Consider the following 17077-nt stretch of genomic DNA (forward strand, 5'->3'; position numbering starts at 1 on the left):
GGGGGTGGGGGGGGGGGGGGTGGGGGGGGGGGGGGGGGGGGGGGGGGGGGGGGGCGGCCGGCGGGGGGGGGGGGGCCGGGGGGGGGGGGGGGGGGGCGGGGGGGGGGGGGGCCCCCCCCCCCGCGGGCGGCGAGTCCCGCGGGCGTGGCGCGCACGGCGGGCACGGCGTGTGCGGCAGGTCACACGCGCGCGCCGTAGGCGCGCCTTGAAACCGTACAGAAAATTCGCGGCGTGCCATTTTCAGGGCCTTACTGCGCCCACGGGCCAGATGACGGTGACTGGGATACCCTTCGTGTGCGCGTAATCGATCACATCCGCTGTCCCGCCGGGTCCTCTGCTTGGCTGTCCGTCCCACACTGCGATCAGTTGATCGGACTCGTCGACCAGTAGACGGCTGGCCTGCATGTGGGCGTCGGAGTCCGAGGCATGGCAGGGTAGCTGGTGGATCTTGTTTGCTTGGTTGAAGAGCCGATCGTATGTGGGATGATGCTCCGCGGGGAGGCTATCGCGGTAAGTGGTTGCAGGGACGATCACGACCAGCCGACCGCCCATGTCCGAAACCGCTTCGGCAAATATGGTGTCTGCGCCATCCGCGAGGCAGGTTATCCCGGTAAGGGCGGAAGCATTTTGAGCTCGGAGTGCTGTTCGAATCTCTCGGCGTACGTCCTCCTCGATCGCTGGAGTAAGTGTGCGGTGCCCTGTAATGCCCACATTGGTCACGGCAGACGAAGCCTTTCAGATATCAAGTGGGTCTAGGTTTCGGAGTTTGTCATCAAGGCGCTGGACCGATTCGTCGCGAGACGTAACGGGCAGCGCTTGGCGCGTCTTCCATGCTGCACGGATGACCCTCTGAGAGGTCTTCGTTGATGCCGCGTCTAGCGCAGTGAGTGCAATAGCCGCACTTTGATCGTAGTCTCTGTTCATGGCGTGCGCGTCGGCCTGCGCTAGGAGGTTAAGGGCGTGCTGCGCACTATGGACCTGCACTTTCGTGGCAAGCGGCGCACTGCGCAGAGCGACGGTAGGATTGTGTAGGTCCACAGCGGCGACGAGTCGGTAGCCAGCGAGCTTTTGGTCATCGAAGCGCATGATCCATGGCCATGGTGGATTGTCATCAACTCGAATGCGCGTCGTAGCCTCATGGGCCATATCGAGATACCGCCAGGTCTCGTCCGCTTGCTGCGCAGAGGCGTGAGCGGCGGCAGAGGTGGAGTACAACCAGGCTTCAATGGTGTCTTGCGTATGTGCTGGTAGAGATTTGCGGGCTTGGTGGATTAGATCCAATGCGCGGTGGGGATTGCCGGACTTCGCGGTGAACACGGCGGTGCTACCCAGCATGTAGGCCGTCAAGGTCGGATGCTGCGACTGGCGTGCCATGCGGACGGCCGCATGATAGTAGCGCTGAGCAGAACCAATCTCCCACATGTCCCACGCGAGCCAGGCCAGGAAACCGTAACCCTCGCTCAACGCCTCGGCGGCGAGCCGCTGGGCTCTAGGCTCCCGTGCGTGTTCTCCCACAGCACGGAGGAGACGCATGTGCTCGACTACGATTCCGGCGAGGCCGGGGGCCGGCATCAACCCCTCACGGCGGCGCTGTGCTGTGATCATTGAACGGAGCACCGCGACCTTGGTGGCCGGATCAGCATCGAGCGCGGACAGGTAGGACTCAAGGTGGGTGAGTGCGGTGAGGGTAGCCGCACCTTGCATGAGTAGTTCTCTGCGTAGCATTGCCGACCACTCCTCCAGTAGCGCGAGATCGGCAGGGATGTTCCCCGCCGGTGTGGTCGTTGAACGTAGCTGCTGGTCCGCGGCTTCAGCCAACAGGAAGCCGGACGGGGGGGCGGTACCGGGAGCGGTGAGGGCCGCCGAGGGGATCGTTTCATCGGCTGGACTCGGGTGAGGGCGGCGCGGTCGACGGAAACCAAGCTCGGCGTCGGACGGTACCCGGAGGATGGCACGGAGTGCCGCACGGTAGTTCTCCTGCGGCCACCGGATTACACCTCGCTCAAGCTTCCCGATGTAATGATCGTCGATCACGACCGTGCGACCCGTTGTCGAGGACACAGCAGCATTCACAAGCTCGGCGAGTTCCCGACGCGACAGGGACTCGCCGCGGGCATGCGGCGACTCGGTCCGTTCCCTGGCGCTGCGAAGTTGGTGGTTCGGCTGGTTCACCGACGGCGCTCCCTCGTTCCGTGCATGTGTTGATCATCGCACAGAGGTATGGATCGCGTACGCGGCGGCACGCCGTCGGGCTGCTCGCGGGGGCTGTCCTCCCCGCTGTCCGCCCCTCAATCCGCCCCTTGAACGGCCCCTCTTCCTGACCTGGCTCATATACGGGAAGTCGCAGGACGATGTGCCAGTGACGCCGGCCGGGTTGTGGTCGGCGCCTCGGCTGGAGTCGCGTCCACGGCGGGTGTAACCCCGGCTCCGATGTCCGGGGCCGCGCACGCCGGGCAGTCCTCGGCTGGCCCGGTCCGGGTCGGGGCACAGATCCCACCCAAGGCCGTCTCATCCGGGCCGCATCGTCGCAGGAGGTCATTGCATGGCGGGCAGTAACGTCTCAGCACTGGGACCGGTGAGGTCCTGGTGGTCGATGGTGTGCGGGGTTGCGTGCTACAGGAGTCGGTTGACCCCTCCGGCCTCCGGCGTTTGTGGGCGCGGGCCTCCGGCCTACCCGGCTGGCGTCGGGCAGCGCACACGGTAGACCTCCCTGGCCGAAGCTCGTCCTGGTAGGTCGGAGGGGTGCGCGCTTGTGCCCGTGGTGCATCATCGCCACGACACAAGATTTATCGCGGACATGCCAAGCGAAGGGAACACACTCCGTGAAGAGGATTGCAGCCATGGTCTGGCGGGCGCTTCGTGGATCAGTTCAATGGCGTCTACTCTGGATTTGGCATGCAACATTCATGGTTGGTGTTACCGGGATCGTCCGAGACGATGACGACCGAATTCTTCTGCTTCGGCACAGACTGTGGCCAAAAGATCGACAGTGGGGGCTTCCGACCGGGTATGCGAAGAAGTCCGAGAGCTTCGAGGCCACGATTGTTCGGGAAGTACTTGAAGAGACCGGCCTGAAGGTTCGAGTTCGCGAGCTGGCCAACCTGAAGAGTGGATATAGACTGCGGGTTGAAGTGGCTTACGAAGCGGACTTCGTCGGAGGCTCGGTCAAGCTCGCCTCTTTCGAGATCCTGGAGGCACAGTGGTTCTCGCGAAGCCATCTTCCGGAAGGACTGTTGGAGTCACACCGACTCCTGATACAGAGAGACCGCTGACCTGGTCCGTTCCTAGGTCCCTGGCGCCGAACTGTCTTGGCCCGAACGAACATGTGGTCGGAGAGCCGGCCACATGCACTGAAACGGTACGGCGATTAGCAGGCGTGCGGGCAACTGCGACGCCTGACCGTGAGCATCCAGAGCTAAGTTTCTCACTGCTGCACTGGGTGGTGGACATGTGGTCCGAGTACCAACTTAGAGAGCTGTTCTACCTTGGCACTTCCCTTCTCTCGGGACGTTGCCAGGAGCTTGGTCTACGGAGCTTTCTTCCGGTCGACCGGGTGTGGGTAGGGGTGCGGTCCACCGTTCCGTCCGCGTTCGGCGGATTCCATTACCCGCGACAGGGGTATCGGCACATCCAGATGGGCGCCGTGATCACTAAGTATGGCGACCTGACCGATCTTGACACGGTCCCGACAGCATTGGTGGCGCTGGACTTCTTACGTTCCTATGCGCACGATTGCCTGCACTACGGTAGTTTCCGCATGTATACGCTCCACGGGGATAGGTTGGTTCGTATCCGCTACGGTCTCAACCGCCGCAGCCCCGACGGAATCCCCTATTCTGCCCGCGATAGGGCGGATTCTCGCACTACGCGGAATCTCGGTATTGTGACGGAAGGAGCCACGGACCGAGAGGCCCGTAATATCGCCCGCCAAGTGGCCGAACGATTCAGCCTAACTCCATCGCCTGACCCGTTCAATGGTCTAGCATTCCGTGACACCACAGGTCAGCTCACCGAAGCTGACCGGACCAAACTTGCAATAATGACAGGGCCATCGGCAGCCGATAAGGCGGACCGCAATCGGTATCTGGCCGCGATGGCAGTCTATGAAAACAATGTAAACACCCGTTACGAAACTTTTCTCACCGAGATCGGCGGCGTCGACCGCGAAGAGCTACACGCAACGATTATCAATGCGACGATCAATGGCGATTCTTCGGAGCTCACCACCTGGCTAGATCTTCGTTACGGCCCAAACGCCTTCGAGTCCCTATTTCAAGCCGAGGTGAGCCGGCATCCCGATCTCATGTAGTTGAGACCGGCCCGTTCGGAGTCCGATAACCCGGTTCAATGCCTTGTCGTTCATTCACGGTTGGCGGCCTACGGGTCGCGGCCCCCTGAGACCGGCCCGCCGGTCCCCGAGCCGGCGGCCTTTGATCTGCCCTACCCGTGGCGCGTGGCCGCCCACGGACCATCATCCCCGATGCGTGGGCCGATGGCTACGGGGATCCCCACGGGTAGGGCAGCCCGTTCCTTCTCGTTCCTTCGATCTGTCTGGAGACACGTATGAACAGTCTGTTGCAGGGTGCCGCGTTCGGGTTGGCCCCGGTCGGGGAATTGTTCGCCCGCGAGTTGCACGCCGCGGACGTGCTGAAGCTGCGTCCCGACCAGGAGATGATGTTGGGGGCCGTGTGCGCCCGTTACACGGAGGATTCGGACCGGATCCTCGTGCGGATGGCGGCGCTTGCTTCCTCGGCCGACATCGTGGCCGGGGTGGAGGCGCCGACCGCGGCCGAGGCGGCGGAGTTGGACGCGCTGCTCGTCGAGCGGTCCGCGCTGCTGCTGGAGCTGGAGCGGGCGTGGGTGGCCCGCCGTCTGGAGGGGCTGGGCGGGTTCGACGCCGGACAGGTGGCGACGGCGGCGGCGCTGACCAGTAACCGGCGGGGAAAGGTCCTCCTGGCGTTGCAGGGCGACCTGAGCGACACGCCGGTGACCGCCGGCTCCTGATGTTCCCTGGCCTGCCCGTCCGCGGGGCCTGTGCTCGGCACGGGCGGGCAGGCAGGCCCACCCGATGGAGAGTTCACGATGTGGCAGACCTCCGCAGTGGCCCCCGCCTGCAAGTTCGGCCGGGAAGGCATCGACGTCGTCATCGGCTACGACTACGGCGGCGAGACGCAGGAGCTGCGCATACCGGGGGTGGTCTGGCTCGGACTTGCTGAGGCCATCGCCGCTGGCCGACTCAAGGATTTGGACGGCGGGTGGTTGGCGTGGTCGCTGGCCGGTGGTCGCGCCCGGGTCGTTGATGGCTATGTGCATCTGGCCTACGGCTACCTGCACCGCATGGAGGCGCGTCTGCCCGCGTCGGTCTGGCAGCAGATCACCGCAGCGGTCCGCGCCCACGCGGTCGACGCCCTGCCTGTGATCGAAGCGGATGCGGAGTGTCAGGCCCGTGCGGCCCGGGAGGCCCGCGCGAAGCTCGGAGGCTCGGTCCCGGGTGTCGACGGGGACGAGTGGTGACGGAGAAGCAGCCTGCGCTCCTCGTCGACTTCAATGATCTTGTCCCAAACCTGACGCTGTCGGTGTTCCCGGAGGACTTCGACAGTGGTGTTCCCGTGGCGGGAACACGGGTTCGGGTGACTGATGGGGACGGGAATTCCGCGGATGCGGTGATTCTCCAGGTTGCTAGGACGACCTTCACGGATGGATACCATGACGATTGATCTACACACGCATTCGACGGCGTCCGACGGGGCGGTGGAACCGGGCGAGCTTGTGCGGCGGGCGGCGGGCGCGGGACTGTCGGTGCTGGCGCTGACCGATCACGACAGTTTCGGGGGCGTCGGCGCTGCCGCTGCGGGTCTGCCGCTGGGGCTGACGTTGATTCCCGGGGTGGAATTGTCCTGTGAGACCCTGATCGGTGAGGAACGGCTGACGTTGCACCTGCTCGCTTACCTGCCGAACCAGAATCATGGGCCGCTGGTCGAGGTAATGGCCCACACGGTGGAGAGCCGTGACGGGCGGGCGCGGCAGATGGTGGCGTTGCTGTCTGCCGACGGCCACGAGATTAGCTGGCCGCAGGTCGCGAAGCTGGCCGGGGGTGCGGCGGTCGGTAAGCCGCACATCGCGCGGGCGTTGGTGGACGCCGGCGTCCTGGCGACCGTCGGGGAGGCGTTCACCTACCGGTGGTTCGGTCCCGGTGGACCGTACCGGGTACGCAAGTGGCAGCCGGACATCACACATGCGATCGAGCTTGTGCGGGATGCCGGGGGCGTGCCGATCCTCGCGCATCCGTTCGGGGAGAAGCGTGGGGCGGGGCTTACTGGTGAGCATCTGGAGCAGATGGCCCGCGCGGGGCTGGCCGGACTGGAGGTGTTCCATCCGGAGCACGACGCCGCCGCCCGGCGCGAACTGCTTGGGATCGCAGCATCGCTAGGCCTGATCGTGACCGGGTCGAGTGACTACCACGGGCCGCCCATCAAATCGCAGGAGCTCGGCGCCGAGACGACCAGCCGCCTGAACTACGAACGCATCATTGCCATGGCGACCGGAGCTAGGCCGATCACACGCTCGTCGTCATCGGCGTGATGGAGGTGTTGTCCTCCGCCGGATAGTCAACGTCGAGGCGGAGGCGGGGGCGGCTTCTCTGGGGTGCGGATCGGGCGCGTTGGTGGCGGTGCGCGGGCCGGGTATAGGACCTACGCAGGCCACGGCGTGCCCTTTTCGCATACCGGAGAGCCGATGTAGGCGGGCGTAGACGGTGGGTTCGCCTGGGAGGCTGTGGTCGTTATGGCTGTCGATGGTGGCGGGGTAATTCGTCATCTCGTCAAAGGTGCTTCGTTCACGGTGGCGCGGAATGTGTCTCGGTTGGTGGTGAGGTGGTGGCGGGGCAGGGGCGTTGGTAGTGGACGTGGGAGAGGTAGCGGGTCCATTCATCTGGGGTGAGCTGATCGTGGGTGGTGGTGCAGGCGCGTCGGTAGAGGCTGGTGGGGTTGAGGTCCCAGAGTCGTGCGGTGCTGTCGTCGCTTGCGGTGAGGATGCGGGTGCCGTCGTGTATGAACGTGAGTTCGTTGATCATGGTGGTGAGGGTGAGGAGTGGGTGGGGGTTGTGGGGGTTGTGGGGGTCGGTGATGTTCCAGAGATAGAGGGTGCCGGTGGTGGTGGCGGCGGCGAGAAGGGTGCTGGTGGGGTTGAAGGTGACGGCGGATGCGGCGTTGGTGAAGGTGGTGAGCGTGTCGGCGCTGCTGGCGCTGTTTGGTTTGGGGAGTTGCAGGGTGGTGAGGGGTTCGGGGGCGGCGGGGTTGCGGATGTTCCAGAGGCTGATGGTTCCGTCGGCGTTGGCTGCGGCGAAGGTGTGACCGTCGGGGCTGATGGCGAGGTTGAGGGGCGCGGCGGTGAGGGTGATCCGGCTGAGGGGCTTCGGGGTGTGGGGGTCGGTGAGGTCCCAGAGGCGGGCGGTGCCGTCCGCGCTGGCGGTGGCGAGGGTGGTGCTGTTCGGGATGGCCTGGGCGGTGGTTTCGTCGTTGTGGGCGTGCACGGTGGAGGACAGGATGGTGAGATGCGTCGGGTCCGTGACGTCGTAGGTGAGTAGTGCGCCGGTGCTGGTGGTGAGGGAGAGCACCGTGCCGGCGGGGCTGAAGACGGCGGCGATGGGATGTCCGGCGCCCCGGAGGGTGTAGGTGCCGGCTGGGGTTGGCTCGTCCGGGTTGCGGATGTTCCACAGGTGCAGGGTGTCGTCTTCGCTGGTGGTGGCGGCCAGGGTGCCGGGCGGGTTGAGGCTGATGGCGGTGACGGCGGCGGCGTGCGGGAGGGTGGCGAGGAGGGCGGGGTGGTCGCCGGGGGTGGTGAGGTCCCAGAGGCGGGCGGTCTGGTCTTTGCTGCTGGTGGCGAGGGTCCGCCCGTCGGCGGTGATGGCGGCGGTGGTGATGGGTCCGGCATGTCCGGCTGTGCTCAGTGGTGGTAGTCGTCCGGCGGTGGTGGTCAGCAGGGCGTCCCCGCTGGCGGCGGGGTTGAGGTGCCACGCGGCAACGGCGAGTCGTTCGGCGAGTGCCGGGTCGGTGGTGTTCTGCGCGGCGGCGGCGAGGGTGCGGCCGGCGGTGGTGCGCTGGGCGGCGGTGAGGGTGCCGCGTCCGGCGTGCTGCTCGGCGCGGAGGGTGAACGCGGCGGCGGCGAGAACCGCGGCGACGGCGAGCGACCCGGCGATGAGGGTGCGGCGTCGGCGGCGCGGTGGCGTTCCGGGGTGTGCGGGCGGGCTGGGGGGTGTGGGTGGTCGGGCGGTGTGGGCCGCGGGGTTCAGGGGGCGGGTGACGTCGGGGACCCATCGGCCGGTGTCGTCCGGGCTGGCGTGGGGGCGGGGGTTCGCGGTGGAGGCGGGTCCGGTGAGTAGGCGGTAAAGCTGGTCGGCGGTCGGCCGCTGGTGCGGGTCTTTGGCCATGGCTGCGGTGACGGCGCCGCGTAGGGGTTCGGGGAGTCGGTGGAGGTGGGCGGGGTGGTCGGTGCGGATGCGGTGCGGGAGGAGGGCGGCGGGTTCGTAGGGGAACGGTGGGGTGCGGCTGGCGGCGTAGAGGACGACCCCGCCCCAGGCGAAGATGTCCCCGGCCGGGCTGGGCGGGGCTCCGTCGAACGCTTCGGGGGGCATGAACTCGGGGGTGCCGATGGGTTGTCCGAGGGTGAGCATGGTCATGCCGGCTGCGGTGGCGATCCCGAAGTCGATCACGCGGGCGCCGCTCGGGGACAGTAGGACGTTGCTGGGTTTGAGGTCGCGGTGGACGACTCCGGCGCCGTGGATGACGGCCAGCGCGGTGGCGATGTTGACCGCGACCTGTTCCAGCTCGGCCCCTTTGAGCGGGGTGGTGCGCACGGCGCTGGTCAGGGTGGGGCCGGGGACGTAGTCGGTGACCAGGTAGGGGGGGTTGCCGTCGGGGTCGGCGTCGCGGACGGCGGCGGTGCAGAACCGCGGCACGCGACGGGCGGCGGTGACCTCGCGGCGGAACCGGTCCCGGAACATCGGATCGCCGGTGACCTCCGGCCTTATGATCTTCACGGCGACGGGGTCGCCGGTGGGATCGCTGGCGAGGTAGACCATGCCCATACCGCCGGACCCGAGACGCCCGCGCAGCGTGTACGCACCGATGCGGGTGGGGTCCTCGACGCGCAAGGGCCCGACGGCTGGGGTCACGGCCGTTCGGCGGGGGGATTGCGGCGGGGCGTTGACGGTGCGGCCGGTGGGGGTGTGGTGGCGGGGCGGGGGCGGTAGCTGCTGGCCGGGGGTGGTGGGGGCAGGGTGGCCGGGTCCCGGTGCCGGTAGGGATCGGTGACGGTGCGTCCTTCCCGGCGGCGTAGCTGCTGATCCAGTTCCATGGCCAAGGCGAGGGTCATGGGTCCCAGCTCGCTACGGGTGAACCAGTCCGCGGAAATGCCGTGCCGCTGGGCGGCGGCTTCCTTGCGCGCGGTGATACCTCGGTCGCGGCCGGGCGGCGCGGACACCAGGTCGAGCATGATTGCGGCGGCGTTGGCGCGGGGGCTGGTGAGCGCGTCCACCGCGGTGAAGAGCATCCGGTGGGCGGTGCGGGCGCGCTGATGTTCACTGGCCCGTCCGTCGGGTGGGACCAGCAGATCGAGCAACGGCCTGACCTCGGCGTGCAGGGCCAGGTCGGCGGCGTGCTGGAGGCCGCGTTTGTAGGCGGGGACAAGGCAGGCGCGTAGCGCTTCGGTGCGGTCGCCTTCGGTGGTCATCGGCGGGGGTCCTTCCTGGTCGCCCCTGGCCCGCGCCTCCGGGGTCACTCCGGGTCTGGTCCGGTGTGGCTGCGCCGGGTGTGCTCCGGGTCGGGTCCGTGCGGAGTCCGGTTCTGCTCCGCATCCACATCGTCACCCGTGATCGGACGGTGACACTGTGCCGGCTGCGGCCGGTTGGGTGGGAGTTGGGGCGCCCGGTCCGGGTGTACTCCGTGTGCGGTCCGTGGCCGCTCCGGGTGGGGTAGTCCGTGTGCAGTCCGGGGCTGGTCCGGTTCCCCGCGCCGTGGACGCCGCTGGCAACGCCGGGTAATTCCGCGGAATAACCGGCTCTGAAACCTTCTCGTCAAGCGGTACGCGGGGCAGAGTAGGCGGTGCCGGAACGGATTCGCTTCCCGGCCTTCCTGTTTCCACCCGCGTTTGTTCTGGGGGTTTCTGTCGTGCCTCGATACTACGTGCGCCGGTCGTATGGTTTCACGTTCTGGGTGTTCCTGTTCTGGGCGCTCTACCTGGGCTTGTTCTTCCTGTCGTCGGCGGGGACCTGGGCGGCGGTCGTCGCGGTCGGACTGATCGTCATTGCGGTGTTCTGGCTCGTCGCGAAGGTGACCCGCCGTGGCTGAGGACAGCCCGGACCTGCGTACGGACTTGCTGGCGGTTCTCGCGCTGAGCGCGTGGATGGCGGCGCTGTTCTCTCTGGCGTTCGGCATCACGGTCGGTGTTGCTCTGCTCGACCGAACCTCTGCTCCTCCGGCGTCGGTGTCGTGCGCGTCGACTAACTATCATCCGGCGATTTTCGGAACCGTGCGCCCGTGCGGTTCTCGCAACTAAGGAGCAGCTATGCGTGTGATTCCGGTGAACGAATCATTGTTGACGAACGTGGTGGCCGTGTCGACGGCGACGCCGGACGTGGACCTGGACGGCAAGCCGAAAGCGAACCGGGACGGCCTGCCGGTGCACGTCGTGCAGGTCGCGGTGACCTACGAGGACACCGCGTCCTTGCTGAAGGTCAAGGTTGCCGGTGAGGCGCCGAAGGTCGGCGTCGGCATGCCGGTGGCGCTGGTCGGCCTGATCGGAACGCAGTGGGCGATGGCGGACCGTCATGGCATCTCGTGGAGCGTCCGGGAGATCCGGCCCCTGTCGGCGACTGCGCCCCCGGCGGCGGCGCCCCCGGCCGGTAAGAACTAGACCCCTTTCCCGCAGGTCGGGGGGTGGTGGTGCCGTGACCTCGCACCACCACCCCCCTTTTTTGTGCTCCGTGAGGTCGGGAAGGGGGACGGCCACGATGGCCGTGCTCAAGATTCGTCGGGGTCGGCTACGGCCGGACCAGTACCGGCTTGCTCTGCGCCCCTCGGTGGTGGAGCTGCTGGTGCGCCATGTCGGCCGGCATGTGTGGGGCTGGCGGCGGGAGGCTGCCACCCTCGTCGCGGTCCTGCTGGTGTACCGGCGGTGCGTCGCGCTGGTCGGGCCGACCGGGGGCCGTTGGCTGTTCCTCGCCGTGCTGGTCGTCGTCGCGGTGGTGCCGGTGACCCGGCGGGTGGTGTTGGGCTGGCTGCTGGGCGGGCGGTTGCGGCGTCGGTGGGCGGCGGCGTGCCGGGCGTGCCGGCTGGAAACCCCCGGCCGGATCGTGGGGCGCACTCCGCGTATCCGCCGGGCCCGGCGCGGCCCGGCCGGCTGGCATCTGCGGATCACCCTGACCCCCGGCCAGTCCGTCGAGGAACTGCATTCCGCGGCGGCCCGGTTGACCGCGACCCTGAAACTGCGGGAGCTGCGTATCTCCCCTGATCTGGACCGCGCCGATCGGGTCGGTCTGGTCCTGGTCCGCCGGGAGGTCCTGGGTCGGCCGATCCGCGCGGACCTGCTTCCGGCCGGTGATCCCGGTGATCTGGACCGGCTTCCGGTTGGCGCGAAGGAGGACGGTACGGCGTGGCTGTTGCCGTTGCGCGGCTCGCATGTCCTCGTCGCTGGGGCGACCGGTGCCGGTAAGGGAAGCGTTCTGTGGTCGATCGTGCGGGCGTTGGCTCCGGCGATCCGCGCGGGTCTGGTCGAGGTGTGGGCGGTGGATCCGAAGGGGGGCATGGAACTCGCCTTCGGTGAGCCGTTGTTCCACCGGTTCGCGGTCGATGTCGACAGCATCAACGATCTTCTCGCTGATGCTGTGCGGGAGATGAATCGGCGGACAGGGCGGCTGCGCGGGGTGTCCCGTCTGCACAAGCCGTCCCTCGGTGACCCCCTGGTGGTCGTGCTCGTCGACGAGATCGCGAGCCTGACGGCCTACGTGTCCGATCCGGAGCGCAAGAAGCAGATCGGCGCGAACCTGTCCCTGCTCCTCAGCCAGGGACGGGCCCCCGGTGTTGTCGTCGTCGGCGCGGTGCAGGACCCCCGTAAGGAGGTGTTGCCGATACGCGACCTGTTCCCCGTGCGGGTCGCGCTGCGGATGACCGAAAAGGGGCAGGCGGACATGGTGCTCGGCGGCGGCGCGCACGACCGTGGGGCGGTGTGTGAACGGATTCCCCGCGGCCTTCCCGGCGTCGGCTATGTCCTGGTTGACGGCGACCCGACACCGGTACGGGTGCGGGCTGGGTGGTTGACCGACGACGACATCCGGGCCATGGCCACCCACCATCGGCCGCCCACCACCCCGCCGGCGCCACCGTCGTCCGCGGGGCCCCCGCCGGCGCCTCGGGCTCCGGGCTGGACTCCCACTCTTCCGCCAGCTCCGGCCGCGCCACCCGCCCGGCCACCCACTCATGGTCCCCGGTCGGCGGCGAGCGAACGGTACCGGGATGGGGATGGGGATGGGCCGACCATCCCGCTGCGCGGCTGGCCGTTGCCCCCACCTCCCGTGCCACGGCCGATCCCGCTGCCGCCTGCGCTCGATGACGGTAGTCCGGCCGCTGAGGCGGCCTGGCGCGCCTGGGAAACCCACCTGCGCCGCCGCTGACACCACGTCACCGCACTGCCTGCCGGGATCGACCCGGCCCCCGCTGCCTCCGTTCGCCCCGGTCTGACCTTGTTGGGCACCGGGCGCTGAACCCTGCCCCCGCGAGGTACTAACAGTGACTGTAGAACTACTTTCCGATGATGGGCGGGTGGCGGGTGGCTGCTCCTCGCCTATCCGGCTCAAGGGCCATACCGACCATGTGGACACGGCGTCGGGTGAGGTGCGGCGGGCGTTCTCCTCCGCGGGACAGCCGGGCCGCGTGGTGCATGTGCGGTGTAACAACCGGCGGGAGTCGGTGTGTCCGGCCTGCTCGCGGACCTACAAGCGGGACGCGCGGCGTCTCGTGCTGGCTGGGCTGACGGGTGGCGACGGCCTAACTGGCGATGTTGCGGACCATCCGGCGCTGTTCGTGACGTTGACGGCGCCGAGTTTCGGGCCGGTGCATTCCCGCCGGTCGGCCGGTAAGGGCGGGCAGGCGCGGGCGTGCCGGCCTCGGCGGGGGACCTGTCCGCATGGTCGGCCGGCGGGTTGCCACGTCCGGCATGGGGACGGTGATCGGCTGCTCGGTAGGCCGGTGTGCGCGGACTGCTTCGACTATGCGGGCGCGGTGGTCTGGAACGCGATGCTGCCGATGCTGTGGAAGGTCACGCGGGATCGGCTCGAATCCGTGGTGGCGGCGGCGTCCGGCCGGTCGGTGGCGGCGCTGCGCCGTGAGCTGCGGGTGACGTTCGTGAAGGCGGCGGAAATGCAGGCCCGCGGGCTGGTGCATCTGCACGTGGTGATCCGGGTGGACGGGCGCGGCGCGGCCCCGGAGGACATCGTTGCTCCACCCGGCTGGGCCAGCCTCGACCTGATGGCGGACTGTCTGCGTGACGTCACGGCCAGTGTCGCCGTCGACGCGCTGGACCCGGCGGATTCTGCCGGCGTGCTGCCGGTCCGTTGGGGTGCGCAGATGGACGTGCGGGCGCTCGCGGTCGACGGGCCCGACACCTCCGGCAAGATCGCGAACTACTTGGCGAAGTACCTGACGAAAAGTGTGACCGGCTCCGGGCTGCTGGATCGGCCGGTGCGTAGCCTCGCGCACCTCGCCCGGCTCGCTCTCGACCCACATGCGCGGCGGATGGTCGAAACCTGCTGGACTCTCGGCGCGGTCGAGGGCTTCGCGGCGGCTCTCGACGATGCGGCCGGTCGTAAGCCTGGGCGGCTTCCGGGCCTGCATCGCTGGTCCCACGGGTTCGGCTTCGGCGGCCACTGGATTACCAAGTCGAGGCGGTATTCCACGACGTTCGGAGCGTTGCGCGGTGCCCGACGGGTCTACGCGCGGACGATGGCGGCGGTCATGTCCGGCGGTCTGCCTGTCGATGCGTTCGGCAGGCCGGACGGCGATCCTCGAACCGTCGTCATCGGGGCCTGGTCCTACGCGGGTCGGGGCTCGGGAGGTGCGTCCGATACCACCGGGCCGCCCCCGGCCGGTACGCGGTGGGCGGCTGTCCGGGTGCCTGGCTCGTGGCGGGCCAGTCGATGAGTGGCGTAGCCGCGATGCTTCCGTTTGACGACTGGCAAGCAGATAGCGGCCCGGCAGACGCATCCCTGGTGTTGGCCGTGCCAGAGGAGATGAGTACCGAAGGTTCCGATGTACCCGCGCATCAGCCGGCGGAAGGGATCATGCCGGCTGTGGTGGGGGTGGGCGGGCGGGCTGCTGTCCCGCCGGCACCGGTGGTGGATTCTGGGTCCGCACGTGGGCGTCGGCGGGAGTTCCCTCCGGAGGTGGAGGCGTGGGGGGCGGCTCAGGCGGCTAAGGCGCCTCCCTGGTCAGACGAGAAACGCAAAAGGATGGGACGACTACTCGGCGCGAGAATGCCGGGTGGGGGCTAGTCTCGCCACACCGTCTCGATCTTGTCCGGGTCGAACGTCTGCCGTCCCTTCCCTACCGGGTAGATCACGACCGCGGTCAGGTGCTCCCGCACGATCGCGCGCTGGCGGGCCAGGGTGTATCCGTCCCACTCGGCGCGGATGTCGGTCTGACGGGCGCTGACCTTCGTCACTTCGCCGAGGAAACGGGCCCGGTCCTCCTCCAGCTCGTGTTCCTTCTCCTCCAACACTTCCAAGGTGGGGAAGTAGGTCTTCGCGCTGATCCGCCGGGGGACGCTGGTCCAGGCGTCCCGCGTCTCCGCGAGCGTCTCGCGTACCTCGTCGTACTCGGCCTGACGGGGCCAAACCCGGACCTCGGGAACGGCCGTCGCCTGCGCGGCCAGCAACTCGGCTTCGATCTTGTGGAACAGGGCCGACAGAACATAATCGTCGACCCACTTCGCTTTGCGTCCGACTCCTCCGCATCCCCCCTGGGTCTTCGGCTTGCACTGGTAGATGCCCTCGGGGCTGGTCTTCGCCCGGCAACACCGCATCCCGGCGGTGCACAGGCCACACCTGGCAATGCCGCTCAGCAGATGAACCCGGGCGTTGCGTCCCCGGGCGCGGATGTGGCGATCACCGATGACGGCGAGCATCGCATGCCACTGCTCGGGCGTGACGATCCGCTCCCACTGACCCACCACCGGAGCATCCGTCGTCGTGCCGTCCGGCTGCTTCTCCTTGCGGGTCACCAGCTCCATCCGGGTGTTAATCGTCCCGTCGTCGTTCGGGGTCCGCGTGGTCGACGCACGCAACCCGCACAGCCGTGGGTTCCGCATGATCTGCTGCACTGTCGTCAACCGGAACGCCGCTCCTCGGGTCCCCGTGAACCCGGCCCTGTTCCACCGGCGAACGATCTCCGCGATGGGCATCCCCCCCGCCAGATCCGCCACGGCCTCGCGGATCGCGTCCGCTTCCGGCTCGCACAACGTCCGCTGATCGGCATTCCACCCGAACGGACGCACCGTCCCGACCGGCTTACCCTCCCGCGCGTACTGCTTGTGCGCGCGCTTCACCCGTCGGGACGTGTCCGCGCTGGCCTTGTTCGCCGCTACCGCCTGGGCGCGGGCGGCGTTACGGCCATGCTCCGTCGTCAGGTCGACACCCGGGCCGACGATCGGGCACCCGTAGACCTCGACCACCTCAATAGCGTCTTCGAGGTCCCGCAGGTCCCGGGTCAGACGGTCCAGGTCGTAGACGACCGCCCCGTCAATCTCCCGATTACGAAGATCCTCTAGGAGCTTCTGGTACTCCGGGCGGACCACCCGCGTGATGATCCGCCCGTCCGGCTGCACGATCCTGCGCTTCTTCCACGCAGACGTCTTCTCCTCATAGACCCGCGTCACCGTCCCCCCGTACTCGAACGCGAACTCCTCGCCATCCTCGTTCTGCCGCGACAGGGCATCGTCACCCCCTACTAGGAGTGAGTACCTGGTGTACTGACCGAGACGCTTACCGTCCAATCGCATACCTAAATAGTATTTTGTGCATCCTCTGCCCTACAGAACAGACAGGTGCGGCCGCTCCCCTGCACACCGCCTCGCGGTGAGGGCGGGGGAGCGGCGCGGGGGCGGGTCGGGGGGCGGGGCAGGGACGCCGCGCCGGGCCCCTGGCGCCGGCTTCAGCGCTTGCGTAGCACCATCGCGAGGTTCCAGGTGACGATCTCGCGGGCCCCGGGGACCTTGAGGATCACCTTCGCCCAGTCCGGCAGGTAACGCGGCATCGCGTCGAGGATCTCGACGTCGGCGCGGCGGCGTGCCCAGGACAGCGTGTCGGCGACCGACACCGGGAACAGCGTCCGGCCGTAGATGTTCTTCGGCGCCTGACCCTTGCGGCGTTCGAAGCGGGCCGCCGCCCGGTCACCGCCGAGGTAGTGCCACGGCGCCGTCTCGTGGCCGCCCCAGGGCGACAGCCAGTTGGTGTAGCTGAGGAAGATCAGCCCGCCGGGTCGGGTGACCCGGACCAGTTCCGAGCACATCCGCCACGGGTCGGGGACGTGCTCCAGGACGTTGGACGTGTAGCACAGATCGATGCTGCCGGACAGGAACGGCAGGTCCAGCGCGCTGCCCCGGACCCGGCCGGGGACCTCGATGCCCCCGGCTTCCATCTCCGAGACGTCCGGCTCGACCCAGACGTAGCGGGCACCGGCGTCGAGGAACGCCGAGCGGAAGTAGCCCGGGCCGCCGCCGACGTCCAGCACGAGCTGGTCGGTCAGCGAGGTGTACCGCATGAGCTGGCGGACCGAGTCGGCGGCGATGAGCGAGTAGAACCCCTCCGGATCGACGGGCTCCTTGCGATGGGCGAGGAAGAGGGTCTTCGACCGGCCGAGGCCCCAGCCGGAGTACGGCAGCGTGCGCACGAGGGCCGCCTCGCCGTCCGAGCTGCCCGCGGCACTGGTCGTGGCTGCCTGCTGGGTCGATGCCGGCTGCTGGTCGGGTGCCGGCTGCCGGGTCGGTGCCGCCTGCTGGGCGGATGCCGCCTGCCGGGGCGGTGCTGGCC

The 17077-nt window shown here is 68.3% G+C and carries 16 protein-coding genes; 11 read left to right on the forward strand and 5 right to left on the reverse strand.

Features of this window, described 5'->3' with window-relative positions; genetic code table 11:
• Positions 1-735 precede the first annotated feature (735 nt).
• On the reverse strand, positions 736-2172 hold the full coding sequence (locus ND748_RS11275) for a hypothetical protein (RefSeq protein WP_251745641.1): 1437 nt from the start codon (positions 2170-2172) through the stop codon (positions 736-738).
• Positions 2173-2822: 650 nt separating this feature from the next.
• On the opposite strand from ND748_RS11275, the gene ND748_RS11280 reads away from it, so the two are divergent.
• The 6 genes from ND748_RS11280 to ND748_RS11305 all read left to right on the forward strand — a co-directional run bounded on the left by ND748_RS11280 (position 2823) and on the right by ND748_RS11305 (position 6582).
• Entirely contained in the window at positions 2823-3272 is a 450-nt protein-coding gene (locus ND748_RS11280) for an NUDIX domain-containing protein (protein ID WP_251745643.1), read from the forward strand.
• A 371-nt stretch (positions 3273-3643) separates the two neighbouring features.
• A complete protein-coding gene (locus ND748_RS11285; protein WP_251745644.1) occupies positions 3644-4309 on the forward strand; it encodes a hypothetical protein in 666 nt (221 codons plus the stop codon).
• Between the two features lie 254 nt (positions 4310-4563).
• A complete protein-coding gene (locus ND748_RS11290; RefSeq protein WP_251745645.1) occupies positions 4564-5004 on the forward strand; it encodes a hypothetical protein in 441 nt (146 codons plus the stop codon).
• Positions 5005-5082: 78 nt separating this feature from the next.
• Positions 5083-5514, forward strand: coding sequence for a hypothetical protein (locus ND748_RS11295; protein WP_251745646.1), 432 nt, complete (start codon positions 5083-5085; stop codon positions 5512-5514).
• On the forward strand, positions 5511-5717 hold the full coding sequence (locus tag ND748_RS11300; protein ID WP_251745647.1) for a hypothetical protein: 207 nt from the start codon (positions 5511-5513) through the stop codon (positions 5715-5717). The genes ND748_RS11295 and ND748_RS11300 overlap by 4 nt, the downstream gene beginning before the upstream one ends.
• Positions 5698-6582, forward strand: a complete 885-nt coding sequence (locus ND748_RS11305) for a PHP domain-containing protein (RefSeq protein ID WP_251745648.1) — start codon at positions 5698-5700, stop codon at positions 6580-6582. Before ND748_RS11300 ends, ND748_RS11305 begins: the two co-directional genes overlap by 20 nt.
• Before the next feature lie 253 nt (positions 6583-6835).
• Here the strand turns inward: ND748_RS11305 and ND748_RS11310 are convergent, their stop codons facing one another.
• Together ND748_RS11310 and ND748_RS11315 are read right to left on the reverse strand one after the other, a co-directional pair.
• Positions 6836-9172, reverse strand: coding sequence for a serine/threonine-protein kinase (locus ND748_RS11310; protein WP_251745650.1), 2337 nt, complete (start codon positions 9170-9172; stop codon positions 6836-6838).
• On the reverse strand, positions 9169-9729 hold the full coding sequence (locus ND748_RS11315) for a hypothetical protein (RefSeq protein WP_251745651.1): 561 nt from the start codon (positions 9727-9729) through the stop codon (positions 9169-9171). The genes ND748_RS11310 and ND748_RS11315 overlap by 4 nt, the downstream gene beginning before the upstream one ends.
• Before the next feature lie 437 nt (positions 9730-10166).
• Here ND748_RS11315 and ND748_RS11320 point away from each other — a divergent pair, with 437 nt between their 5' ends.
• From ND748_RS11320 to ND748_RS11340, 5 genes are all read left to right on the forward strand, one after another.
• Complete coding sequence (locus ND748_RS11320) at positions 10167-10346, forward strand: hypothetical protein (protein WP_251745653.1); 180 nt, start codon at positions 10167-10169, stop codon at positions 10344-10346.
• Complete coding sequence (locus tag ND748_RS11325) at positions 10339-10554, forward strand: hypothetical protein (protein WP_251745655.1); 216 nt, start codon at positions 10339-10341, stop codon at positions 10552-10554. Before ND748_RS11320 ends, ND748_RS11325 begins: the two co-directional genes overlap by 8 nt.
• Positions 10555-10563: 9 nt before the next feature.
• Complete coding sequence (locus ND748_RS11330) at positions 10564-10911, forward strand: hypothetical protein (RefSeq protein ID WP_251745657.1); 348 nt, start codon at positions 10564-10566, stop codon at positions 10909-10911.
• 97 nt (positions 10912-11008) lie between these two features.
• Entirely contained in the window at positions 11009-12667 is a 1659-nt protein-coding gene (locus tag ND748_RS11335; RefSeq protein ID WP_251745659.1) for an FtsK/SpoIIIE domain-containing protein, read from the forward strand.
• Between the two features lie 148 nt (positions 12668-12815).
• Entirely contained in the window at positions 12816-14192 is a 1377-nt protein-coding gene (locus ND748_RS11340; protein WP_374215896.1) for a replication initiator, read from the forward strand.
• A gap of 346 nt (positions 14193-14538) precedes the next feature.
• On the opposite strand, the gene ND748_RS11345 is transcribed toward ND748_RS11340, so the two are convergent.
• The gene (locus ND748_RS11345) at positions 14539-16041 is read right to left on the reverse strand and encodes a recombinase family protein (protein WP_251745661.1); all 1503 of its coding nucleotides are present in this window, start codon (positions 16039-16041) and stop codon (positions 14539-14541) included.
• A 158-nt stretch (positions 16042-16199) separates the two neighbouring features.
• Positions 16200-16937: a class I SAM-dependent methyltransferase gene (locus ND748_RS11350; protein WP_251745662.1), complete on the reverse strand. Its 738-nt coding sequence runs from the start codon at positions 16935-16937 to the stop codon at positions 16200-16202.
• Between the last annotated feature and the right edge of the window lie 140 nt (positions 16938-17077).

Origin of the sequence: Frankia sp. AiPs1, assembly GCF_023716945.1 — a bacterium.
Taxonomy (GTDB): domain Bacteria; phylum Actinomycetota; class Actinomycetes; order Frankiales; family Frankiaceae; genus Frankia.